This window comes from Streptomyces gilvosporeus (assembly GCF_002082195.1).
GTDB classification, from domain to species: Bacteria; Actinomycetota; Actinomycetes; order Streptomycetales; family Streptomycetaceae; genus Streptomyces; species Streptomyces gilvosporeus.
Genome location: NZ_CP020569.1, coordinates 7,285,102 through 7,307,359 on the forward strand (window position 1 = coordinate 7,285,102; position 22,258 = coordinate 7,307,359).

Below are 22,258 nucleotides of genomic sequence, written 5' to 3' on the forward strand. Positions count from 1 at the left end.
GGCGGGTCGCTGCCGTCCGAGTTGCCGAGCAGACAAGGAGAAGCGTTGAACCCGAGCCGTCACGAGAACGTGCTCGTGTCGCAGTTCGCGTCTCCGGCCTGGTCCGCACGGCGAAGCCGCAGCGGGCAGTAGCCGGCCAGGTCAAGCTTGGCGAGCCCGGTGTCGACCTCAGCGTTGGTCGGGTCCCCGCTCTGACGGTCGTCGGCATCGGGTTGGTGCTGGTGCGGCGCCGGCCTGTAGATCGGCTCCGTGGTGACCGCCTTGTCTGCCCCGGTAATTCGCTTGCCCACAAGGGTTATCGGTTGCTGGACTGAGGCGGTGGCTACCGTGATCACCGAGGACATGAGGACGACGTTCCGTCAGCAGGGATACCTTGTGGTCCCGGGCGTGCTGACTCCTCGAGAGGTCGCCGTCGGACGCAAGGTGGTTGCGGCCATGTTGGCGAAGCAGCCTCCCGCCGAGGGACATACGGGTCCGCACTTCATCTTTCGGCAGTTCGGAGACCAGGGGCATCCACTGCTCGACTTCTTCTCCCAGACAAAGATTGAAGAACTGGCGAGGCAGTTGCTCCGTGGTGGGCTGGGAATCCAGAGGCCGGAAGGCGTACAGGTGGCCACCACGGTCCCCCCGTGGCCGCACCGCCCAGGAGGGCCTCATGTCGACGGGCTGACGCCGACGGAACCCGACGGCCGACCGGGGACTTTCACCCTGCTCGCGGGTGCGTGGCTCACTGATCACACGTCACCCGGGCGGGGCAACTTGTGGCTGTGGCCTGGTACTCACCTCAGGTTCGGCCGGTATCTCGCCGAGCGGGGAGCGGATGCCCTCAGCCGAGTTGAGGACATGGCACCCGGACCGTACCCGAAGATCGAACTCGGCGATCCGGTGCAAGCGGTCGGCCCGGCCGGCAGCGTAATCTTCGCTCACTACCTGCTCGCGCATAACATCGGCGACCACGCAGGCTCAGCCGATGACGAGGGCCGGGAGACCCTTTATTACCGACTGCAAGCCGACGGCCACCGAGACCGGTGGCAAGAAGCAGTCACGGCGCCATTGAGTGAATTCGCCTAAGAGCATCCGCCAGTAGGCGATCGTTCCACGCCTGCTGGGTCCTCCGTAGGCGTCAGGGAGCCGGTGCCGTGCCGGCGTCGTAGGTGGCGCGGGCGGCGGTGATGTCGGCTCGGTGGCGTTCTGCCCAACCGACGAGCCCGGTGAGGCTTGCGTGGAGTTCGCGGGCCATGGGCGTGAGGCTGTATTCCACCTTGGGCGGCACGGTGGGGTAGACGGTCCGGATGAGCAGGCCGTCGCGTTCCAGCTTGCGCAGGTTCAAGGTGAGCATGCGTCGGCTGATGCCTGTGATGGCGCGTTCCAACTCGGTGAACCGGACTGGTCCGTGTGCGGCGGCAACGAGGATTCCGATGCTCCACTTGCCCGCGACGTGGTCGAGGACCTCGGTGAGCGGGCACGCCTCGTTGCTGACCTGGTCGGACACATCGGTGTGACTGCGTGACATGAAAGTGCCTCCTTTCGCCGCGCGTCATGGTTACAGAGGATGACTGCTGTAACAAGTCGTGCACCATTGGAAGGAATCCCCGTGCGGAGAACCAACGCATCAGCACAGACATCACGTTGGTCGGCACTGGCCGTGCTCTGTGCCGGGCAGTTGATGGTCATCCTCGACGGGACCATCGTGAACGTGGCGCTGCCGTCCATCCAGCGGGACCTCGGTTTCTCCCCGTCGGACCTGGCCTGGGTGGTCAACGCCTATCTGGTCCCCTTCGGTGGCCTGCTGCTGCTCTCCGGACGGCTCGGCGACCTCATCGGACGCAAGCGCGTCTTCATCGCCGGTCTGAGCATCTTCACAACTGCCTCGCTGCTGTGCGGTGTGTCCCAGGACCCGGCGATGCTGCTCGCCGCCCGGTTCGTCCAGGGCATCGGCGGTGCGGTGACCTCCGCCGTCACTCTCGGCATGGTCGTGACCCTGTTCCCACAGCCGAAGGAGCGGGCCAAGGCCATCGGCGTCTACAGCTTCGTCCAGTCCGCCGGTGGCTCGATGGGCCTCCTCGCCGGCGGCGCCCTGACGCAGACCATCAGCTGGCACTGGATCTTCTTCGTCAACGTACCGATCGGCATCGTGGCTGCGCTGTCGGCCGGACGCGTGCTCGCGTCCGAGCACGGTGTCCGCTTCGGCAAGGGGACCGACGTCGTAGGCGCGCTCCTGGTCACATCCGCACTGATGCTCAGCGTCTACACGATCGTCGAGACGACGAACTACGGCTGGACTTCGGCACACACGCTGAGCTTCGGCGCCGCGGCACTCGCCCTGCTCCTGGCATTCGTCGCCCGCCAGGCGAAGGCGACCCACCCACTCCTGCCGCTGCGCCTGTTCCGCTCGCGCAACGTCTCTGGAGCGATGGGTATCCAGGCCCTCATGGTGGCCGGGATGTTCAGCTTCCAATTCCTGTGCGTGCTCTACCTGCAGAAGGTGCTCGGCTTCGACGAGATACACACCGGCCTCGGCATCTTTCCGGTCTCGGTCGCGATCGGCGCGCTGTCCCTCGGCCTCTCGCCCAAGCTGATCGCGCGCTTTGGCCCCCGTGCCGTACTCCTTCCAGGACTCTCGCTCATCACGGCAGGTCTCGCCGCCCTCGGCCGCGTACCGGCAGGCGGGAGCTATGTCGTGGACGTCCTGCCCGCGCTGCTGCCGCTGGGCATCGGCTTCGGCCTCGCGATGCCGTCGCTGGCCACGCTCGCGATGTCAGCGGCCACGCCCCAGGACTCGGGGATCGCCTCCGGCATGTTCAACACCATGCAGCAGATCGGCAGCGCCTTCGGCCTCGCGGTCCTCAGCACGCTCGCCACTTCGCATACGGAGGCCCTGCTGGGCGAGGGGGCAAGCACCGCCTCGGCACTCACCGGTGGTTACCAGCTTGCCTTCGGCATCGGCTCGGGCCTCGTCGCCGTCGCTCTCCTCCTCGCCGCCACCCTGCTGCGATCCCCCGCCACAGCGCAACGTTCAGCGGCCGAGGAGAAGCCGGTCGCCGAGAGCGCCGCTCGCTGACCAGGCGCCGCCGCCCCGCGGAGCGGGGAGAATTCTGTGCTCGCAGGAGGAGATGTGCCTGTCGCGCCATCGTTGATCATCGCGCCCATCCGTGAGGAGTTCCCTGGCGTCATTGCCGCAGCGGGTCACCACCCATCCGTTGGGATGTCATCGTCGACGGATCCCGGATGAGGTGATCTTCGACAAGCTCATCGAGGTACTGGTGTCCGGGATGGGGTATGAGCGAGTGGCGGACGCGACGTGCTCGGCGACCACCTTGCGCAGGCGCCGTGACGAGTGGATAGCCGTCGGCGCGGGCGAGGCCCTGCGTCTGGCCGCGCTCGCCTCCTACGACCGCATGATCTGCCTCGACCTGGAACGGCTCAGCGCGGACGGCTGCCACACCAAGGCGCCCTCGGGCGGCGAGCGCGCGGGCAAGAGCCCCGTCGACCGGGCCAAACAAGGCGTCAAACGCTCACAGCTCACCGAGGCGTACGGCATCCCGCTGGTCACCGAGCCTGCACCGGCCAACATTCGCGATCACACCCTGCTGCCCGCCACCCTTGACCACTACGACGACGTCGCCAAGACGCTCGGCCCACTGCCCGAGCAACCGGTCGTGGAGCGCACGAACTCGTGGATGAACAACTTCGGCAAGCTCCGTCGGTGCACCGAACGCCGCCGCGTCTGCGTCGAGTTCTTCATCGCCCTCGCCGCCGCGATCATCACCATCCGTAGCCTCATCCGCCGGGCATGGACCCTCTATCGCCGGCCCAACCGCCGCCGAAGCCCCCGCCATCCGGTGATCTACTGGCGGACGCTCTTAAGGAGCGCCGCCGTGGACTTCGGAGTCGTCCTCCAGGCCGATCCGCCCGCCTCCGCCGTCGTCGACCTGATGCGCCGCGCCGAGCGCCAGGGATTCCGCTACAGCTGGACCTTCGACTCGGCCGTCCTGTGGCAGGAACCGTTCGTCATCTACAGCCGCATTCTGGAACACACCCGCCGCCCAACACCCTGGCCCGGCTGGGCGAGGCCATCGGCGTCATCCGCGATCTGGCCGAGGACAGGGAGGCGGACCTCGGCGGCGGCCACCGGGTCCGCATCCCCTGGATCGAGAACGGCTGGCTGCCGGTGTGGATGGCCGCCTACGGCCCCAAAGCCCTTGCGGTGGCGGGTCGGTTGGCGGACGGGTTCATCCTTCAGCTGGCCGACCCCTTCCTCACCGAGTGGATGATCAAGGCGGTACGGGAGGCCGCGGCCGACGCCGGGCGCGATCCGTCCGCCGTCACGATCTGCGTCGCCGCCCCGCCTATGTGGGCGACGACCGCAACCACGCCCGCGAGCAGTGCCGCTGGTTCGGTGGCATGGTCGGCAACCACGTTGCCGACCTGGTCTCCCGCTACGGCGAACACTCCGGCATGGTCCCGAGGCGCTGACCGACTACATCAAGGCCCGCAAGGGGTACGACTACTCCCACCACGGCCGGGCGGACAACCCCGACACCGCCTTCGTCCCGGACACCATCGTCGACCGCTTCTGCCTGCTCGGCCCGGCCGCCGCCCAGCTCGACAAGCTGCGGCGGCTCAAGGCGCTGGTCGAAGACCCCTGCCTGCTGCCACCGCTCCAGGCGCCGCCAGCATGTCTGTCCGGAGCCGAACCCCAGCTCCGGCGGCAGGAGTTGCCAGACTATGTCGTTGTAGAGGAGGTAGAGGACGCCGTGGAGACAGAGCCGGTCTGCCATCGGCCGTGGTCCCGGCGGCCGCTCGGGCCAGGGCGGCAGCAACGCTCAACCAGCGCCCACAAGTCATCGTCCACGGTTCACGGCCGAGTGCTCACATCATCACGAACGGCCGAATCGCCAGACCGGTCACGCCCGACCAGTGTGCCGGGGGGGGGAGCTGGTTGTTACCGACAAGAGCGGCCGATCTGCCGTCCTGCCGGCGACAAGGCACAGTGGTTGTCAACGGGGCATCACGTCGCTTGTCATCATCGGGTCAGGCAGTACGGCAGTTTTCACCGGCCTGCGGCTCTCACGTTCAAGTCACCGCTGGCGCAACTCACCGAACCAGCGCACGATTGCCGACGTGGCCGCGACATTGGACCCCAAATGACGGGATCCCTGGTAGTCGACAGCGCCGAGATCGACGACCGGGGCGTCCATGCCATTGTTGTGCAAAGCCTCCTGGCAGTGCTCGGTGTTGGCGGTGACAGCTTGCTCGTCCCCGGTCGCTATGTACAGCCGAACCGGCGCACTGGGGGCCCAGCCGGTGCATACGGCGCCGGTTGTGCGCAGCGCCGCCGCCAGCGGCCCCGTCGGATGAGCGAGCAGCTCGCGGCCGTGCTCAGTCAACAGCTCGTCCAGGGTGCCCGGGGTGCCCCGCATCAGCTGCTCCCCCGTGTGGGCACCGTCGAAGAGCGCCTCGACGGTGCTGTCATAAGGGGCTCGGAACACCTCGCCAGGGCTGTCGTAGACGTGGTGGAGCCGGTTGAACGCCACCAGGGTGTACGCCGCATACAGCACACCGGACTTGGGTTCCACCCTGCCTTCGAGCAGGGCGGGCAGCTCCGTGCCACCGAAGTCGTACGCGCCACTGACGGGTGCCAGCGCGTCCAGCCTGAACCAGCGGTCCTCACCCGCCTCCAGAGCCCGGCCGAGCCCCAGCGCCGCTGAGGCGCCCTGCGAAAAGCCGGTGACCATGACCTTGCGCTCCAGCACATGTCCGGTGCGGGGCGCGAAGGCTCGGGCTGCTCGCAGCATGTCCAGGGATGCCGTGGTCTCGGAGCCGATGTCCATCCAGGGGTGCAAACCGGGTCCCTTGCCCATCCCCAGATAGTCGGGCGCGACCCCCGCGGAACCGGCCGATGCGTGCGCGATCACCGGTGCGGAAACGAACTTGCCGCGCTGCATGGACGGGGAGTCGTCCTTGTGACTGCCAGTGCCGTGCGCGAAGGAGACCGCGCGTAACCGTCCTTCTGTGGTGAGCGGCAGCGCGAAGAGCCCGCTGGCCGTCGTGGGCCGTCCGTATGGATCGACGGTCCGGTAGACCAGCCGGTACGCAACCACGCCGTAGCGGACGGTGTCGTCTTCGAACCCGGCGGCGCCCAGCTCGGCGGCCACGGCCTGCGGGGTCTCGAGCGTGTACAGCTTCTCTGCGGAGACCAGTGTGCCCCGGCCACGCTCCTCGAGCTGCGCCTGCGCCTGGGCGTGATCAGCGGGCGCAGCGGTGGCGACGGTCGCCCCACTCAGCAGTAGGCCACAGCAGACGGCTGCCACGTGCGCCCGGAGACCGCCGAGACGCCGGGTTCTGCTGCGCGACGAGAGTGAGGTGGGGATGACCACGAGTTCCTCCAAGTGCGATTCGAAGAAGTCCAGTTCAGCCTCACGTGTTGCGAACTTCGACGCACTGGTGCAGGCCCCCCGGGTCCTGCTGGTGCCTGCCCCCGTTCGCGTCATCGCCCGAGGACGGCCATCACCACCTGAAATGTGCCGACTCGACCTCAGCCGACCCATGTCCGCTCTGGCGTCGGCGTACGGATGAGCCAGAGCACGGTGGAAGACATTGCCGCCGGGCAGCCTCAGATCGCGCTTCGGCTCAAACGGGACATCTCAACGAGATCGTGTTTCGAGTTCTGTGGGCCACCTTAGAAGTTGGCGAGGGCTGAACGACCCATCAGACGGGCCCCAGCCCAGCTCGTCGGCGAACTCTTGGTGAAGAGCCTTGAGTTCGCCGGCTGTGTCAGTGCTACGACGTACAGGCGGGCGGCGGTGGTCAGAAGCACTTCTGGCGCCCGGAGGTCGGCGCGATGTGCCTCACTTTCGAGGTGATAGCAATCCGACGGCCAACGTCTCGTCACCTACCAGACACCGCCAGGCACTCCGGGCCGCGAGGAGGGCAGGCGGGCCGAGGCGCCCATTTCTTGTCGAAGCTTTGCCTTCCCCTTGCCGCCAACCGGCCGACCGTGCGCGACTCTGGCGTGAGTGCAGAGGTGACGGGGGGTCATTTTGGCAAGGGAACTCACCAGCGAAGTCATCGCGTTGCGCCAGTTTGTCGACGCCCAGGGGCCAAAGGTGAACAGGGACGAGGTTCCTGAGGTAGCCGCGCACGCCGCAGGATCCCGGGGTATGGCGACGGCGGTGAGATTCGAGTGACGAACAAGATCGTCCAGGCGCTGGAGCACGGCGCGGCCAAACTCGGCAAAACCCTGGGTGAGGACGCCGGAAAGGCCGTCGAGAATCTCTATCAAGACACCAGGAAACGGCTGAAGCGGGTCGCCGACAATCATCTGGAGAACGATGCCAAGCACGCGGCGGAGATGGAGAGAATCGCCAAGCGTGCGAGGCCCGAAGGGACGCCGGTATACCACCTCGACGACGCCGGAAACATCAGCCGCCTGCGCCACGACCCTCATGCCAAGACCCCGGAGGAGAGATACAAGAAGGAAGCGCTCACAGCAGAGGACAAGGAGCGGCTCGGACTTCAGAGCTCGTCGGTCGGAGCCCCGAAGGAAGGCGAGCGGCACGCCCTGCTGAAGGACGCTTCTGAGGGCAAGACCACTCCTCGGCCCACGGCGTCCTCCACACAGGTGCCGCTGGGGAGTTCGGACCTCGCCGAGGCCACGCAGCTCGCCCGCCACGCGGACAACAGCTACGGCACGAAGAAACCCGGCGGGTTCACGAGCAACAACTACGCGGCGGCCCGGGTCACCGGCGCAAACGGCAAGGGTGACTTCATCCTCGTCGGCCGAAGTCACCGAAGCGACGGAGTGAATGTCGGTGCCCATTCGGAACGAATGATCGGAACCCCGTTCCTGAGACAGGGCGAAGGGGGTCGAATACGCGAGCTCTATACGGAACGGGCGCCCTGCGGCCCGGCTGCGAATTGCTCGGCATGGATGGCCGAAAGACTCCCGCACGTCCAGGTCACGCACAGCGTCGAATACGGGAATACCCCGGCATCGAGAGCTGCCGGAAATAAGGCGATGGAGAACTATCTCGACGGGCTGCGGGCCAGTAGATAGACTTCCCTCCTCCCTAGCCAGCGACAGGAACGGCGCATGACCACCAACCCTCTTGACCTCAGTCGTCAAGCGCTTGAGACCGTGTTCACCTCGGCCGAGCTCGTCACCGTCCCGGAGAGTCGGCTGGACGCCGTAGCGGATCCGGATGCCAGGGAAGTGCTGCGCACACTGGGGCTCCCCGTGGGGAAGAACCCGTGGTTCGGCTTGGACAACAAGTTGGGAGAACGGTTCCGGCGTATCGCGGAGGACTTCGACTGGGAACTGGCGGATCGCTATTCCGAGGTCCCGCCGGGCGCCGACAGGTGGATCCCGCTGGGGATGATCCCTTACGACAGCATCGTGCTCGACCCGGAAACCGGAAAGGTGCACTGCCTGCCCCAGGACGGGGAGATCTACCTCTTCAACAGCAAGCTCCGGCATTTTGTCCACTTCCTGTACGTCTTGCAGGCCGAGCGTCCCCATTTCGACTTCGAATGGGAGGGCGATGACGCGCTCTTCGACCCCGAGGCCGCTCGTTCGCGCGTCGAGGCCGCGATGAGGGCTATTGACCCCGCCGCATTGGAAAATCAGGAATCTCGTTGGTTCGATGTCCTCACCTCCATCGTGGATCCCGAATACGACTACTGATGAGCTGTCCGGCAAGTACGAGAACGCCGCCCAAGGAGCGCCGCCCCGGTGACTGAAGACGCATCCCTGCGGACCTTCGGGCCGACTGGTCCCGAAGATCCCGTCGGCACGCCGACGCACCGCCTTGCCGGAGTTTCCGTACCGTGGCGGGCCGGCCCCTATTTCGTCACCCGTCAGCAGGATCCGGTACCACTGGGCGAATACGCCGCGGCGACCGGGCACGTCGTCGCCCGCGCGGAATGCGCGGCCTGGGCGCGGCTGGGCAGCGACAACGGCTTCGAATTGTGCGCCGACGCCGAGGGAACGGTACGGGCGGTTCTGCTGGACTTCGAGGAGGACGACCGGTTCGTCAGCTCCTCGCCCGAAGCCTTCGCCGCCGGCCTGCTGGAACTGCGCGAGGCGTTGCGGGTCATCCTGAGCACCGACCGGCCGCAGACCGCCGCGTCGGCCTTCGATGACTTGACGGAGCGTCTGAAGGCGGACGATCCCGTGGCGTTCGCGGGGCGGGAGAACTGGTGGCCCCTGGTGCTGGACGACATCCGCGACACCGCGAGCGTCGAGAACTACGCGGCCTTCGAGTACGTCGACGCCGCCGGCGACAAGCAGATCGTCACCCGGTCTGGCGCCATCGCCCTCCATCCCGAGGAGCGGCTGTGGGACAGCCTGAACGCCGCCGGGGTCGAGCGGGAGCAGGTCCTGCGCGTGCACACCGACCTGGCGCCCTGTTTCATGCCCGGCCACTACTGCTCGATGTGGCTGGCACAGGTCTTTCCGCACGCCGAGATGACGCACAGCTTCCCCTACGGCGAGTCCGCCGACTCACGGGCCGCAGGCATCCAAAGCCTGCGGGAGAACACCGACGGCCAGGGAGAGGCGAACGATCCGGCGGCCGGACAATGAGCACCGCCCCCGCGCCGGCCGGCCCCGACATCGCCGCCTGGCCGCCGTTGGACGGGGCCGCGGCGGCCCACGGACCGGCGCTGCTCAACTGGGCGGCAGACACCTCCCCGAAGCGCCCCCGGGTCTGCCTGGTCCGGGGCGCGAGGGGCAGTGGCAAGAGCCAGTTACTGGCCTGGTTCCTGATGGGATCGGCCGGACACCCCCGCACCGTCGTCCATGCGGCCGTCCTCGCGGAAGGGATGCTCACGGACGCCTTCGCCTGGGAGCTGGGCCGCCAACTCGGCTACGGCCCGCTCTCGCCGACCCGTCTGCTGGACCGTCTCGTCGTCGACCAGCGGCCCCTGATGCTGCTCGTACCCGACCTCCACCGCTCCGGGCGCGGGCCTGCCGACCTGCCGCCGGCCCGTCCGGCGACCCTGGTCGAGGAGCTTCTCGTCCCCCTGCTGGAGCTTCCCGGGACCCGGGCCATCGTCGAAGTCGGGGACAGCGGCCTCCTCGATGACTGGGCGCACACCGCATCCGTCGAGACCCTCCACGTCGGCGACGCGCCCTCCGGGCCCCTCGCAGAGCCGCCGACGGCCGACCTCATGGCACAGGTCCCCCGCACCCGCGATGGCCGCCCGCTCTGGGACCAGGCCCCACAGGCCGCCCGCGAACACGCCCTCGACCGGGCGCTGCTCGCCCCCGACTCCCAGCAAGCCGTCCGCGCCCTGCTCACCGACCCCGGGTACCTGCTGTACGGGTCGTCGGTGTCCATCGCAGCCTGCCTGGCCGACGAGCGCATACCGGCCCCGCCGGGGCTGCGGTCCACCTGGCGGCTGGCGGCGCCCCAACTGTCGAACACCGAGCACGACCCTGCCGAGCGCGCCGCCCTGCTCCACGCCGCGGCGCTGGGCACCAGCCCCGGACTCGCCCGCTATCTGCTGCCCCTCGCCGAGGCCCATGTCTTCACGGCCGTCTGGGCCCGGCCGGACGCGGTCATCACGGCGCTGGCCCAAGTGCCTGCCGGACAGGGCGAGTTGTTCGCCGCCGACCCGCTGGGCGACGTCACCCTGCTCGACCCGGCCACCGGCCTGAGCTCCGCACCCGCACCTTTCCTCCCGCCGGGCTCGGCCCGCCCGCACGGCATCGCCGTGCACCGCGACGGGTCTCTGCTCCTGCTCACCGACACCGGCACCCTGCACCCCACCGGCGATGATCCCACCGGCGTCCTCGACCACATCGCGACCCACCACGGACAGGCCGCCCTCAAGAACCCGGTCGTCACCCCCTCGGCCATCGGCCAGTGCCTCCGCAGCGGCACCACAGTCGTCGGCGACGAACAGGGAAACGTCCACGTCTGGGACCGGGCAGCCCACTACACCGGCCCGCGCGCCCGCGCGCTGCATGCGGCCCCCATCACCGCCGTGACCTGCCTGGCCTTCCCCGACGACGGGCACACCCTGGTGATGAGCGCGGCCATGGACGGCACGGTCCGCCTCTGGGAGACCTCCGCCGAGCCGATGCCGGTCCCGGTCGAACAGCGCCCGGCACTCGTCACCTCCATGGCCGCCGCGGACACCGCCGACGGTCCCGTCCTCGCGGTCGCCTGGAACGACGCGACGCTCCATCTGTGGCACCTCCCCACCAGCCGCATGCGCCAGGTCCCCCTTCTCGTCCCATGCCGCGCGCTGGCCCTCTCCCCCGACTCCCACCTCACGGTCGCCGGACCCGACGGCGCCTACGCCCTCAGTCTCGACACCGGCCGCCTCTGGGACTGACCGGCCCGGGCACGGCGGCGCCGGGCGAGTGGGGCCGCGTGGGGGAGGGGATGCCTACTCGCCCTGACGGGTGCCGCGCGGCACCCGTCAGGGCGCGGCGCTTACGGCACGCGCGCCGTCCACTCCTCGGTGGCGAACTTCGTCCGCACCAGTTCCTCCGCGCGGGCCATTTCCTCCGCCGTGACGTCTCCGGTGGTCAGCCCGTAGCGGTCGCGGAAGGAAGCGATCATGTTCTCGATGACCTGCTCCCGCGCGAGGCCCGTCTGCCGACGGAGCGGGTCGACGCGCTTCTTGGCGCTCTTGGTGCCCTTGTCGGACATCTTCTCCTTGCCGATGCGGAGCACCTCGAGCATCTTGGCGGCGTCGATGTCGTAGGACATCGTCACGTGATGGAGGACGGCTCCCGGGCCGCCATCAGGGCCGACCATGCGCTTCTGGGCGGCACCGGCGATCTTGCCGGCCTCGGTGGCGATGTCGTTCAGGGGCTGATACCAGGCTTTGATGCCCATGTCGCCGAGTGCGCCCAGCACCCAGTCGTCGAGGTAGGAGTAGCTGTCTGCGAAGGAGAGGCCCGAGACCAGGGACTCCGGCACGGACAGGGAGTACGTGATCGTACTCATGGGCTCTACGAACATGGCGCCACCACCGGAAACACGGCGAACCACGGTCATGCCGTGCTTCGCGGCCCCTTGGGGGTCCACCTCGTTCCGCAGGGACTGGAAGCTGCCGATCACCACGGAAGGCGAGGCCCACTCCCATACCCGTAGGGTCGGGGCTCGCCGTCCAGCGGCCACCTCGGTGGTGATCACCTCGTCCAGCGCCATGTGCAGGGCCGGCGCCTGCGGCTCCATGTGCACCAGCTGCCAGTCGTAGTCGTTCCATTCGGTCGCGTGGGTCAGGGCCCGCCGGACAGCGATGCCGATGCCCTCCGCTGTCAGCCCGAGCATCACGGTCGACTCCGGCAGTGCCGCCGTGATCCGGGCGGCCAGTCCCGCAGCGTCCGTCGATGAGGGGGACCCCTCAAGGGCTGTGTTGATCGAGAAAATCGCGTCATCCGGCTCCAGGAAGAAGTCCCCGGCGACTCGCACGTTGCGCAGGACGCCTTCCTCGACATCCAGATCCACGACGACCAGCTTGCCGCCGGGCACCTTGTACTCGCCATGCACGGCTTTGTTTCCTTCCAGTGCGCGGTGTGTGCTGCGCCTGTTGCTTTGCCATTCGGGCAGATGCGCACATCACTCGGATTTCACCTTAATGCTTGCTTGTGGCGAGTGGAGGCGCGGCCCAAAGGCACTGGAGGGGTGAAGGGGCGGAAGGGATGCCGACCTGGCTGTCTCCTTGTAGGGGAACAGAACCCGGCGTACAGCCCGACTCGACTGCGGAATCCAGGTATGCGTCTGCCATCTGGTGACTCCGCGGTGAAATGTCGGCCGTGCCCCGTACAGTCGCCTAATGGATCACATCCAGCATCGCGACTACCGCGACGGATCGGACTCCAGGTGTCCCCGCTGCTGCCTGGACGCACTGTCCAGACACCCCTTTCCAACCGTTGAGTTTGCGATGGCGAGAGGCATCGAAGGGCTGGTTGGTGAGTACGACTCCCTGGTCGAGCAGTTCTTGCTGGGGTTGACGGCCAGGAGCTGGATCACGGACGGGCGCCGATATCCGTGTGCTCCTGACCTGGTGGTGTGGATGGCCCGCCTTCGGGATCCCGATCGCTTTGCCGGTGCCTTGCCCGTTCCAGCGGCGATAGCCGCAGGTGTTGCCGAGGCCATGACCGAGCTCGAGCAAGATGAGCATGCCGGTGTGGTGATGAAGTCGCTGGCGCCGCACACCGATCGTGCCCTGGCGGAGCTGTGGCGCGATCTGACTCTGCTCAGCCTGGAGCGCTATCCCGTGGAGGCTGCGGGGCTCCGTTCCCGGGTGGAAAAGAAGGTGAGTCGTCGTCCCTCGCTGTGGTCCAAGTCGCTTCCATGGCTCTTCGCCCTCGCACGCCGACTGAATGATCTTGATGTGACACTCACTCTGGCCCTGGCAGAGCAGCGTCCGTCGGTGCGAAGGGCCATAAAGGCGAGTACGAAGAGCGAGGTACGAGAAGTCCGGCGCCGGGCTGAGGGGGTCCAGGCTCTGGCCGACGGCAGCAGCCCCGTCGAGCAGAAGCTGCTCGACGTGCTGGGCAGTTCCCTGGACGCCCGGCGTCATGTCTTCCCAAGACCTCTTGGTGCACCGTCGTCGACGTGGCTGGCTGCCACTGACTTGGAGGATCTGACGCGCGGCGCGGTAGCGGGTGCAGTCGAGGACTTCATGGGCTTCGTGGCTCGTTCCGGAGCGCAGGAGGAAGAAGTGCTCACTGCCCGCCTGCTGGAGAAGCTGCGGCAGCGGTTCGCAGCCGGACCGGGGGTTGGGCGTTGGGCCGATCCGGGGTCCCCTGAGGTAGCACTGGCCACCCGGCAGGAGACCAAGAAGGCGGAGAAGTCGACCGGCGCGGATATCGGTATTGTCTTGGAAATCGCCGCTCCAGGCCGGTTCACCACGAGGATCGGTGACTTGGTTCAGGTCAAGAAGGCCAACGCCCTGATTCCTAGCGCCTCACAGAGCGATGCGTGGAAGATCAAGCGCCTGCAGCTCGACACCCTGCTGGAACGCAGTCCGACGGCGACGTACTGGCTCATACCTCGCAGTGGTGACGTCTACGTCGTACCGGCGAAGCTCCTGGCTGCCATCGGTGCGGCCAACTCCGGTCACGCTTCCTTGTTCACCGTGGGTCACGGCGACATACGCCATGCCGCCGTGCGCTTGGAGCACTACATCACCGACCTGACGCGCGGCATGTGGCTTGGGAGCACCGGCGCTGCCACGCTTGCGGCTGCTGTAGGCGAAGATCAGGCGAACCGGCCCGAGTTCTTCCTGAACATCAAGGTCACGCTTCCCCGCTTCCTCGACGATGTGCCGAGAGGACAGCTGCCGTGGACCATGGCTTAAGAGGGCGACACGGCGCGTGCTCGGCGTAGCCACGCGATTGGCAGGGTCCGGTGAGCAAGACTGGCAGCGGTTGTGGGCGCAACGACAGGCACCCGGGGCCGGTCATGAGTGAAACGGACATGCTCCGTACAGACTGCCTGTATTTGGTAGTGGCTTCACTCGCAAACCCGGTGCGCCGTGTGGGGCACCCGAACTCGGGTGCCCCACACGGCATATAAGGGTGGGCCGTGCAACTGCACGGAACCACAGGGGGTCGCACCCAACTCCGTCGTGACCCGCGCGCGGCCGTGCATGTTCCGGGTGGCGACGTATGGTCGTTCGCCGTGGCCGAGGGCGAGGCCGAGGTCTCCGAGATCACGACCACGCCGGGGGATGCGACCGGGCGAGAGCTGCTCGCGATGATCCCGGAGGCCGCGCGGCCGGAGGACGAGGACGCACTCCTGGAGCAGTTGGTCGCCGAGCGCCGGGTGGTCATCCGACTGAAGGTATCTCGGCTGTACGGGACGGCACTCGACATCAGCGGCTAAGACGTCATGTCATTTGGTGACTCTGCGGTGGTGGATGAGGGTGCAGGCGATGCTGGTGAAGGCCAGGAAGTGCTCGGCTTGGCGCTCGTAGCGGCGGTGCAGGCGGCGGCATCCGGCGAGCCAGGACATCGTGCGCTCCACGGTCCAGCGGTGGCGGCCCAGTCGGGTCGAGCCTCGATGCCGTTGCGGGCGATGCGGTGCCTGATGCCGCGGCCATGTAACCATCGCCGCAGGTGGTCGTAGTTGTATCCTTTGTCGGCGTGCAGCTTTGCCGGTCTGCGTCGCCGGCGCCCGCGCCGGGAGCGGATGGGTGGTATGCCCTTCACGAGCGGGATCAGTGCTTGGCTGTCGTGGAGGTTCGCTCCCGAAATTCCGACGGACAGGGGCAGACCGGTCCGCTCGGTGATCAGATGGATCTTCGAGCCGCACTTGCTCCGGTCGACAGGATTCGGACCTGTCAGGTCCCCCTTTTCAGGGCCCGCATGTTCACCGAGTCGATCGCGCAGCGGGACCAGTCAACCTCGCCGCGGGCGCCGAGCTCGTCAAGGACCAGGCGATGAAGTTTGGCCCACACCCTGGCCTTCGTCCACTCGGCAAAGCGCCGGTGAGCGGTCGCTCCGGACGGGCCGAACGACGCGGACGGCAGCTGCTGCCACGTACAGCCCGACGTGGCCACGAACACGATTGCAGCCAGTACCTCCCGGTCACCGTGCCGGCGTCGGCCGCCGCCTTGAGGTCTCGACGGAGCCTCCGGAACCACCCGCTGGAACAGTTCCCACAACTCATCCGGCACCAGCCGCTCAACGATCGAGACCACGCCCGCAAGCTTACCGAGCCAAATGAGATGACGTCTTAGACCGTGTCCTATGTGGTGAGGCGGACGTTGACCCGGTATGGGGCGGGGAACGTGGAGTTGGATCGTGCCGGACGGGCTGTGGGACATTGCGAAGCCGCTGATCCCGGAGCAACGAACACGGCCGCAGGGCGGCGGAACAGCCAACACCCCTGATGAGACGCTGTTCGCGGCCATCATCTATGTGTTGGTCAGCGGCTGTGCATGGCGGGCACTGCCGCCCTGCTTCGGCGTCTCCAAGTCCACGGCCCACCGCCGATTCCTCATCTGGTCCAGAGCCGGCGTCTGGGCACGTCTGCACGAAGCGGTCCTGCACCAACTCGACGACGCCGGCCTCATCGACGTCACCCGCGTCGTCCTCGACACCGCCCACGTCCGGGCGAAAAAGGGGGCGAACACACAGGTCCGAGCCCCGTGGACCGGGGCAAGCCGGGCTCCAAGATGCACATCCTGTCGGACGCGAACGGACTGCCCCTGGTCGTCGGCGTCTCAGCTGGCAACACCCACGACAGCGAAGGACTGAAGCCCATGGTGGCGGGTCACCAAACGAGACACGACCCCCATCGCGGCCGCTACTTCAAGCCCGAGCGCCTGCACGCGGACAAAGCGTACGACCGGCCCGACCTGCGGAGATGGTTACGCGGCAAGCGCATCGGAGTCCGGATCGCCCGCAAAGGCATCGAGTCCAGCGAACGATTGGGCCGTCGCAGGTGGGTGATCGAGAGGACGATGTCGTGGCTGTCCGGCTACCGCCGACTCAGCCCTCGATACGAGCGCGATCCCCGCAACTACCTGGCCTTTCTCGGACTCGCCGCCGCCCTGTGCTGCTACAAGCGACTCGTCCGCCTCACCACATAGGACACGGTCTTACTGGTGGTTTCAGAATGCCGTGCGGGTCTCGCTACGGAGATCGCCCACCGGTATCCGCCCCTCATAGAGCCCGGACCGGGCCGAGCGGCGCCACGGGCGCGCGTACCGCAGGGCCGCGTCGATGTCCGGGTCCTGCGAGTCCAGGTCGATGTCCGCGACCGCCAAGGCGGGGCGACCGCGGCCGGGGGCGCGCGTCAGCCACCGCCCGCCCGGAGCCACGATCCCGGCCGGAGCCGTCGCACTGTACTGCGCCGGAACGCAGTAGCCCACCCAGTAGTTGTAGAGCGTCCCGTACGACTGGGCCAGGTGCGCCATCGAGGCGTCGTCGGCCATCACCGACAACAGCACGCAATCCACGTCCAGGCGCTCGTACTCGGCGAACAGCTCCGGGAACCTGGCCTCGATGCACAGCGCGAAGCCGAACCGCAAGCCGTCCACTTGGACGACCAGCGGATCACGGCCGGGGGAATATAGGAAGGAGACTTCGGTGTGCGACAGGAACCGCTTGTCGTACCGGGCGACCAAGCGCCCGCGGTCCGAAACGACATACAGGCTGTTGTGCGGCCGGTTCGGCTCGGTGAGCGGATGGATCGACCCGAACACCGTCCACAGGCCCAGCGTGCCGGCGCACCTGGCGATCGCTTCAGCCTCCTCGCGCAGCACCTCCCAGGCGGCGCGGCTCCAGTCCGCCAGGACGTGGTGGCCGCCCGGCCTGGCCGTCATCACGTGCTTGCTCGGGTAGGTGAGCGCCCCCTCGGTGAACTGCACCAGCCGCGCGCCAACTCTGGCTGCCTCGCCCATCAGGGCCCGGATCTCCCGACCGGCCGTCCGTAGTGACTCCCGGTCGGTGGGGTCCTGCGGCACCGTGCTCTGCGCAACCGCGATCCGCAATGTCCTCGCCACATCGGGGACGCTACGGCACGCCCGCAGTACGGCCACACATGGAGACCGCCATTGACCGGGTAATGCCGCTCAGCTGTCCGGCATCACATGCCGTTCGGAGTCGCCGGAGGCAGATGATGCTGCATGCAAGTTCGATCAGTCCCTGATGGAGGTCAGCGCGTCGCTCGTATCGGGTGCGGAGCCGCTCGAACTGGTGTAGCCAGGCGAAGGCGCGCTCGACGACCCAGCGCACCTTGCCCAGGCCGGAGCCATGGGCGACGCCGCGTCGGGCGATCAGCGGCTTGATGCCGCGCTTCCATAGCAGGCGGCGGTACTTGTCGAAGTCGTAGCCCCGGTCGGCATACAGACGCCGGGGCCTGCGGCGGGGGCGTCCCCGCAGGCCCCGGATGGGCGGTATCACGTCCAGCAGTGGCAGGAGTTGGGTGACATCGTGGCGAATGCCGCCGGTGAGCGTCACGGCGAGTGGGGTTCCGTGGCGGTCGACGATCAGGTGGTGCTTGGAGCCGGGGCGTGCGCGGTCGACGGGCGAGGGGCCAACGTGGTCCCCCCTTTGAGCGCGCGGACGTGCGATCCGTCCACAGCGCAGTCGTCCAGGTCCAGCAGGTAGGCGCGACGCAACTCGGCCAGCAGGGCGGCGTGTAGACGCGGCCAGACGCCGGCTTCGGTCCAATCGCGCAGCCGGCGCCAGGCCGTGACTCCGGAGCAGCCCACGGTCTCGGCGGGGACGTCGCGCCAGGCGACACCGGTCCGCAGCACGTACAGGATGCCAGCGAGGTCCGCCCGGTCCGGGGCGCGCAGTCGTCCGGGGCGGTGGTGGCGCCGCTCGGGGGCGGGTGGCAGCAGCGGAGCCACGCGCTCCCACAGGTCGTCCGGAACAAGATCAACACGCCCCGGATAGCCTGCCGACCAAGATCGCCAAGCACAAGACCCACAGCTCAACTCATTCTGAAACGATCTTTTAGTATCCCGTTGCGGCACTTCGGGTACGTTTCCAGCTTCTTGCCAAACTCCCACTTGGGGCAGGACCGCAGCGGTAGTACCCGAACCGGCCGCGATTGGAGTGGGGGGAGACCCTTGTTCCGCCGGCGCTCGAAGGTGTCGCGCCAGGAGTCGGCCTTCTGATTGGACTCCAGTTCGGCGATGTTGAGCATCTGGGCGATGGCGAAGCGGCCGATGGTCGTCTTGCCGTCGAAGTCCTCCTTGGCAGCCCGGACTTCGACGCCGTAGTCCATGAGCGTATCGAGGTGCTGGAGTGACTCTCGGAGGGTGCGCCCGAAGCGGGACCAGATCCAGAGGATGAGTACGTCGAACTGCTTGTCGCGCGCCATCTGCTTGATCTCTTCGATCCGGCGCTCTTCGAACTGGCGGCCCGACTCGCCGAGGTCCATGATGGGTTCGGCGATGACGTCGATGTTCTCCGACCTGGCGAGAGAGAGCATGGCCGACCTGGAGCTCGGGGCTGATCATGTCCTCACGGGCCTTCGAGACCCGGACATAGATCAAGCCGCGCTTGCGGCGCCCGGCGGAGGCGGGCTGCTCCTCCAAGGGGCGCAGCCGGAGTGGTGCGGTTGTCACAGTGGTGCTCACAATCGCGCAGAGTAGGTGCTTTCCGGCCGAACCTTGTCTCGATTGCCGCGCTTTGTGCGCCTAGGTGTCGTATGGCGGCTAGGAAGCGAGGGCGTAGTGCCTTCGCGTTGCGACGAACATGGCGCCGCCGCCGCTGACCCGCCGCACCACCGTGACGCCGTGCCGTTCGGCGCCCTGGGCGTCGACCTCGTTGCGCAGGGACTGGAAGCTGCCGATGATCACCGCGGGCCGGTCCCACTCCCACACCCGCAGGGTCGGCGGGCGGCGGCCGGCCGCGACCTCGGTGGTCAGCACCTCGTCCAACGCCATGTGGAGCGCGGGCGGTTGAGGCCCTTCGTGGATGATCTGCCAGTCGAAGTCGGTCCACTCGGCGGCGTTGCCCACGGCCCGCCGGACCGCGACCCCCACCGCCTCGCTGCTGAACCCGAACAGCACCGCCCCGGACGGCAGCGCCGCATCGATCCGCGCGGCGAGCCCGCGGGCGTCGGTGTCCGCCGGGGCGCCTTCCAGCGCCCCGGTGATGGCATCCAGCGCCTCGTCCGGCTCCAGGAAGAAGTCCCCGGCCACCCGCACCCCGCGCAGCGCCCCGCCCACCACATCGAGATCGACGGTCACCAGCTTGCCGCCGGGGACCTTGTACTCACCGTGGTGGGTGTGCGGCACGGTCACTCTCCTCACGCTCCCTGCGGCCCCGCCGAAGGCCGCCTGCCACCACCGTAAGCGCCGTGGCCGTCAGGAGGTCGTCAGAAGTTCTGCGGCAGCTGCGCCTGATGTGGCTGCTGCGGCGGTGTGCCCTGGAAGGGCTGGGGCTGGGCCGGGGGCTGCCCCTGGGGCTGGACCGGCTGCTGGCCCGGCTGCTGTACGGGGAACTGCTGGGGGAGGTATGGCTGCTGCGGGGCGGCGGGGACGGCCGCGGCACCGGTGGCGGGCGTGCGGCGGCCGCCGATCGAGATCGAAACGGAGCCGATCGTCAGGCCCACACCGGCGAGGGCCAGGACGAGGGAGGAGTCGTCGGTGCCGCCGCCGTTGCACGTCTGCTCCTGGTGCGGATCAATGTCGTCGCGTTTCGCCCGGGTCTCGCACCTCCAGGAGTCCGTGCCGTGATGGCCGGTCGTGGTGGCCGCGACGAAGAGCATGAACAGCCCCCCGACAAGCAGCAGTATCTGAAAACCGCGTGCAACGGGATGCATGGACCGAAACTCCCCCGGGTGATGGATTCCTGCGACGATTCCGTCGCGCGGAAAACCCTATCCGACATGCTCATGACGCCGACCGGCGTCACGTGGCCGATGAGGATCCGGCCAGATCGTCCAGCAACCGGGGCAGCGCGCTGCCGATCGGCTCCCGGATGACCCGGTCGGCGCGGTCGTCGTACGGCGTCGGCTCGGCGTTGACGATGATCAGCCGGGCGCCGTGGTCGGCCGCCACCCCCGCGAGCGAGGCGGCGGGCTGGACCTGGAGCGTGGTGCCCACCGCGAGAAAGACCTCGGCGGCCTTGGCCACGCCCAGCGCCGTACCGAGCACCTGCGGATCCAGTCGCTCCCCGAACATCACCGTCGCGGACTTCAGGATTCCGCCGCAGACGAGACACGCGGGATCCGGTTCGCCCGCCACCACGCGCTCCAGCGCCTCCTCCATGGCCGACCGGGCATGACAGCGGGTGCAGGTGACGGCGCGCACCGTGCCGTGCAGTTCCAGGACCTTGCGTGCGGGCATCCCGGCGAGCTGGTGCAGCCCGTCCACGTTCTGGGTGATCACCCGCACCGGCGTCCCGGACCGCTCCAGCCGCGCCACCGCCTCGTGCGCGGCATTCGGCCGGGCCCGGAACGCCGGGCTCTCCAGCCGCATCCGCCACGACCGCCGCCGGATCTCCGGATCGGCCATATACGCGTCGTAGGTGACCAGCTTCTCGGCCTCCGGGTCGCGCCGCCACAGCCCGTTCGGGCCCCGGTAGTCCGGGATCCCGGAGTCGGTGGAGATCCCGGCACCGCTCAGGATCGCGACGAGGGGGCGGCGGGGTGCCGGATCGGGGGCGGGGCTGTGCTCGGTGCCGGTCATGGCGTGAGCGTAGGCACGGGGGTGCGGGGAGGGCGAGGGGGTTTTCGCGCGGTGCCGCGCCGCTCTAGCGGGTGGGATCGGGGTGCCAGCCCGGCGCGTGGTGACGGGCGAGCGCGTCCCAGGCGTCCGAGCCGCCGGGCAGCGGCCAGGAGCGGGTGAGATCCGGGGCGGTCTCGAGATCGCGCAGCTGACGCGCCAGTTGGCGGCTCGCAGCGCCGGCGAGGATCGTCGCCGACGCATCGCCGTCCGCACATGCCTGTTCCAGCGGCGCGAGGCGCGCCTCGTAGTCGCGGATGATCGGCCGGGCCACCCACCTCGCCCACCGCTCCGACGACTCGCGGGCGAGGACGAGAACGGCCGGGCGGCCGCCCTCGGCGAGCGCGCCCGCGAGCCGGTCGTGCCCGTCCAGCAGTACCAGCGAGTTGAGGCCGCCGACCCACCAGACCAGGACGGGCGGCAGTACGCCCTCGCGGTACTGGCGCCGGTACGCCTTCACCCGTGGTGCGTCGGGCGCGGACAGCGGGCGCAGCGGAAGGAGGTCGCGGCGGTCCTCGTCCGGATCGCCGTAACCGAACCACGTGATGTGGCCGACGGCCGGGTCGTGCTGCGGCAGCCGTTCCCAGTTCGCCGCCACGTCCCACCCGGACGGCATACCGCGGGTCAGTTGCCAATCGCCCTGGTGCAGCGGCCCGTCGGCGCTGTCTCGCAGCCCGTCCGCGAAGTGGTTCGCCCAGCGCGCGAACCAGGCGTCGTCATCGTCCGGGCATGCCTGCCGGTGTTTACGGGCGAGGTCGGCGCGCAGCGGCGTCAGCGGCGATGCGTACCGGCCGGTGCGGACGTAGTGCACCCCGCGATGCGTGACCCGCTGCCGCGCCAGCAGCACGACCCGATCCGCCTGCTCACCGCCCTGGAACAGCACCAGCCGCCCCCCGTCGGCGACCTCCCAGCACAGCGGCGGACGCGCCGGACCGTCGACGCTCAGAGCGAGCCCCTCCCAGCGGACTCCTCGGGCGGCTCGGGGGAGGGTGGTGCGCTGCATGACCATGGAGCGGAGCCTACAAACAGGTGCTGACCCGGGCCCCTGCCCACACTCCGGCCCTCGGCCCCGGCCCCTGTCCGCACTCCGGCCCTC

Annotated in this window: 17 protein-coding genes and 7 pseudogenes; 11 read left to right on the forward strand and 13 right to left on the reverse strand. The window is 68.4% G+C overall.

Annotation, left to right across the window (positions count from 1 at the left end):
* Window positions 1-59: 59 nt before the first annotated feature.
* Window positions 60-344, reverse strand: coding sequence for a hypothetical protein (locus B1H19_RS32270; RefSeq protein ID WP_159028187.1), 285 nt, complete (start codon window positions 342-344; stop codon window positions 60-62).
* Between B1H19_RS32270 and B1H19_RS32275 the strand changes: the two genes are divergently transcribed.
* Window positions 328-1,071, forward strand: coding sequence for a phytanoyl-CoA dioxygenase family protein (locus B1H19_RS32275; RefSeq protein ID WP_083108421.1), 744 nt, complete (start codon window positions 328-330; stop codon window positions 1,069-1,071). The two genes, B1H19_RS32270 and B1H19_RS32275, sit on opposite strands and share 17 nt — an antisense overlap.
* 52 nt (window positions 1,072-1,123) lie before the next feature.
* Here the strand turns inward: B1H19_RS32275 and B1H19_RS32280 are convergent, their stop codons facing one another.
* Complete coding sequence (locus B1H19_RS32280; RefSeq protein ID WP_203237273.1) at window positions 1,124-1,513, reverse strand: winged helix-turn-helix transcriptional regulator; 390 nt, start codon at window positions 1,511-1,513, stop codon at window positions 1,124-1,126.
* A 153-nt stretch (window positions 1,514-1,666) separates the two neighbouring features.
* Between B1H19_RS32280 and B1H19_RS32285 the strand changes: the two genes are divergently transcribed.
* The 3 genes and pseudogenes from B1H19_RS32285 to B1H19_RS32295 all read left to right on the forward strand — a co-directional run.
* A complete protein-coding gene (locus B1H19_RS32285) occupies window positions 1,667-3,061 on the forward strand; it encodes an MFS transporter (RefSeq protein ID WP_237289924.1) in 1,395 nt (464 codons plus the stop codon).
* 54 nt (window positions 3,062-3,115) lie between these two features.
* A pseudogene (locus B1H19_RS32290) lies at window positions 3,116-3,836 on the forward strand (transposase family protein); the annotation flags it as partial.
* A gap of 42 nt (window positions 3,837-3,878) precedes the next feature.
* Window positions 3,879-4,643: pseudogene (locus B1H19_RS32295) on the forward strand (TIGR03842 family LLM class F420-dependent oxidoreductase); the annotation flags it as partial.
* A 48-nt stretch (window positions 4,644-4,691) separates the two neighbouring features.
* On the opposite strand, the pseudogene B1H19_RS40095 reads toward B1H19_RS32295, so the two are convergent.
* Window positions 4,692-4,781: pseudogene (locus tag B1H19_RS40095) on the reverse strand (IS5/IS1182 family transposase); the annotation flags it as partial.
* A gap of 300 nt (window positions 4,782-5,081) precedes the next feature.
* Window positions 5,082-6,314 carry an alpha/beta hydrolase family protein gene (locus B1H19_RS32305; RefSeq protein ID WP_203237275.1) on the reverse strand — a complete coding sequence of 411 codons (1,233 nt, stop codon included), beginning with the start codon at window positions 6,312-6,314 and terminating at the stop codon, window positions 5,082-5,084.
* 872 nt (window positions 6,315-7,186) lie between these two features.
* Between B1H19_RS32305 and B1H19_RS32315 the strand changes: the two genes are divergently transcribed.
* Genes B1H19_RS32315 through B1H19_RS32330 form a run of 4 tightly spaced genes read left to right on the forward strand, consistent with a single transcriptional unit; the run spans window position 7,187 to window position 11,346 of the window.
* Window positions 7,187-8,059, forward strand: a complete 873-nt coding sequence (locus tag B1H19_RS32315) for a nucleic acid/nucleotide deaminase domain-containing protein (protein ID WP_083108426.1) — start codon at window positions 7,187-7,189, stop codon at window positions 8,057-8,059.
* A gap of 36 nt (window positions 8,060-8,095) precedes the next feature.
* Entirely contained in the window at window positions 8,096-8,686 is a 591-nt protein-coding gene (locus tag B1H19_RS32320) for an SUKH-4 family immunity protein (protein WP_083108428.1), read from the forward strand.
* 48 nt (window positions 8,687-8,734) lie between these two features.
* The gene (locus B1H19_RS32325) at window positions 8,735-9,586 is read left to right on the forward strand and encodes a nucleic acid/nucleotide deaminase domain-containing protein (RefSeq protein WP_083108431.1); all 852 of its coding nucleotides are present in this window, start codon (window positions 8,735-8,737) and stop codon (window positions 9,584-9,586) included.
* Window positions 9,583-11,346, forward strand: coding sequence for a WD40 repeat domain-containing protein (locus B1H19_RS32330; RefSeq protein ID WP_083108433.1), 1,764 nt, complete (start codon window positions 9,583-9,585; stop codon window positions 11,344-11,346). Before B1H19_RS32325 ends, B1H19_RS32330 begins: the two co-directional genes overlap by 4 nt.
* Window positions 11,347-11,447: 101 nt before the next feature.
* On the opposite strand, the gene B1H19_RS32335 is transcribed toward B1H19_RS32330, so the two are convergent.
* Window positions 11,448-12,512 (reverse strand): lipoate--protein ligase family protein, encoded by a 1,065-nt coding sequence (locus B1H19_RS32335; RefSeq protein ID WP_083108436.1) that lies wholly within the window; start codon window positions 12,510-12,512, stop codon window positions 11,448-11,450.
* 286 nt (window positions 12,513-12,798) lie between these two features.
* Between B1H19_RS32335 and B1H19_RS32340 the strand changes: the two genes are divergently transcribed.
* Entirely contained in the window at window positions 12,799-14,328 is a 1,530-nt protein-coding gene (locus tag B1H19_RS32340) for a hypothetical protein (RefSeq protein ID WP_159028188.1), read from the forward strand.
* Window positions 14,329-14,591: 263 nt separating this feature from the next.
* A pseudogene (locus B1H19_RS32345) lies at window positions 14,592-14,855 on the forward strand (pyridoxamine 5'-phosphate oxidase family protein); the annotation flags it as partial.
* Between the two features lie 9 nt (window positions 14,856-14,864).
* Here B1H19_RS32345 and B1H19_RS38255 read toward each other — a convergent pair.
* Window positions 14,865-15,663: pseudogene (locus B1H19_RS38255) on the reverse strand (IS5 family transposase).
* A gap of 85 nt (window positions 15,664-15,748) precedes the next feature.
* On the opposite strand from B1H19_RS38255, the gene B1H19_RS38260 reads away from it, so the two are divergent.
* Window positions 15,749-16,566, forward strand: a protein-coding gene (locus tag B1H19_RS38260; RefSeq protein WP_107426214.1) for an IS5 family transposase whose coding sequence is annotated in 2 segments (ribosomal slippage) — window positions 15,749-16,091 and window positions 16,091-16,566 — 819 coding nt in all. Because the reading frame shifts where the segments join, the coding sequence is not laid out codon by codon here.
* Window positions 16,567-16,587: 21 nt separating this feature from the next.
* Here the strand turns inward: B1H19_RS38260 and B1H19_RS32370 are convergent.
* The 7 genes and pseudogenes from B1H19_RS32370 to B1H19_RS32400 form a co-directional block, all read right to left on the reverse strand.
* Window positions 16,588-17,481 (reverse strand): carbon-nitrogen hydrolase family protein, encoded by an 894-nt coding sequence (locus B1H19_RS32370; protein WP_237289631.1) that lies wholly within the window; start codon window positions 17,479-17,481, stop codon window positions 16,588-16,590.
* 91 nt (window positions 17,482-17,572) lie between these two features.
* Window positions 17,573-18,345, reverse strand: a pseudogene (locus B1H19_RS32375) (IS5 family transposase); the annotation flags it as partial.
* 71 nt (window positions 18,346-18,416) lie between these two features.
* Window positions 18,417-18,920: a recombinase family protein gene (locus B1H19_RS32380; protein WP_083108447.1), complete on the reverse strand. Its 504-nt coding sequence runs from the start codon at window positions 18,918-18,920 to the stop codon at window positions 18,417-18,419.
* A gap of 259 nt (window positions 18,921-19,179) precedes the next feature.
* Window positions 19,180-19,731, reverse strand: a pseudogene (locus tag B1H19_RS32385) (lipoate--protein ligase family protein); the annotation flags it as partial.
* An 80-nt stretch (window positions 19,732-19,811) separates the two neighbouring features.
* A complete protein-coding gene (locus tag B1H19_RS32390) occupies window positions 19,812-20,258 on the reverse strand; it encodes a hypothetical protein (RefSeq protein WP_083108448.1) in 447 nt (148 codons plus the stop codon).
* Window positions 20,259-20,346: 88 nt separating this feature from the next.
* Window positions 20,347-21,126: an SIR2 family NAD-dependent protein deacylase gene (locus tag B1H19_RS32395; RefSeq protein WP_083108449.1), complete on the reverse strand. Its 780-nt coding sequence runs from the start codon at window positions 21,124-21,126 to the stop codon at window positions 20,347-20,349.
* Window positions 21,127-21,190: 64 nt separating this feature from the next.
* Window positions 21,191-22,171, reverse strand: a complete 981-nt coding sequence (locus B1H19_RS32400) for a hypothetical protein (RefSeq protein WP_083108450.1) — start codon at window positions 22,169-22,171, stop codon at window positions 21,191-21,193.
* Window positions 22,172-22,258: the final 87 nt, after the last annotated feature.

Excerpts from the sequence above, each read along its gene's own strand:
- B1H19_RS32270 (WP_159028187.1), bottom strand. The coding sequence starts at position 344 with ATGTCCTCGGTGATCACGGTAGCCACCGCCTCAGTCCAGCAACCGATA.
- B1H19_RS32280 (WP_203237273.1), bottom strand. The coding sequence starts at position 1,513 with ATGTCACGCAGTCACACCGATGTGTCCGACCAGGTCAGCAACGAGGCG.
- B1H19_RS32285 (WP_237289924.1), top strand. The coding sequence starts at position 1,667 with ATGGTCATCCTCGACGGGACCATCGTGAACGTGGCGCTGCCGTCCATC.
- B1H19_RS32320 (WP_083108428.1), top strand. The coding sequence starts at position 8,096 with ATGACCACCAACCCTCTTGACCTCAGTCGTCAAGCGCTTGAGACCGTG.
- B1H19_RS32330 (WP_083108433.1), top strand. The coding sequence starts at position 9,583 with ATGAGCACCGCCCCCGCGCCGGCCGGCCCCGACATCGCCGCCTGGCCG.
- B1H19_RS32340 (WP_159028188.1), top strand. The coding sequence starts at position 12,799 with ATGGATCACATCCAGCATCGCGACTACCGCGACGGATCGGACTCCAGG.
- B1H19_RS32380 (WP_083108447.1), bottom strand. The coding sequence starts at position 18,920 with ATGCTCTCTCTCGCCAGGTCGGAGAACATCGACGTCATCGCCGAACCC.
- B1H19_RS32390 (WP_083108448.1), bottom strand. The coding sequence starts at position 20,258 with ATGCATCCCGTTGCACGCGGTTTTCAGATACTGCTGCTTGTCGGGGGG.
- B1H19_RS32395 (WP_083108449.1), bottom strand. The coding sequence starts at position 21,126 with ATGACCGGCACCGAGCACAGCCCCGCCCCCGATCCGGCACCCCGCCGC.
- B1H19_RS32400 (WP_083108450.1), bottom strand. The coding sequence starts at position 22,171 with ATGGTCATGCAGCGCACCACCCTCCCCCGAGCCGCCCGAGGAGTCCGC.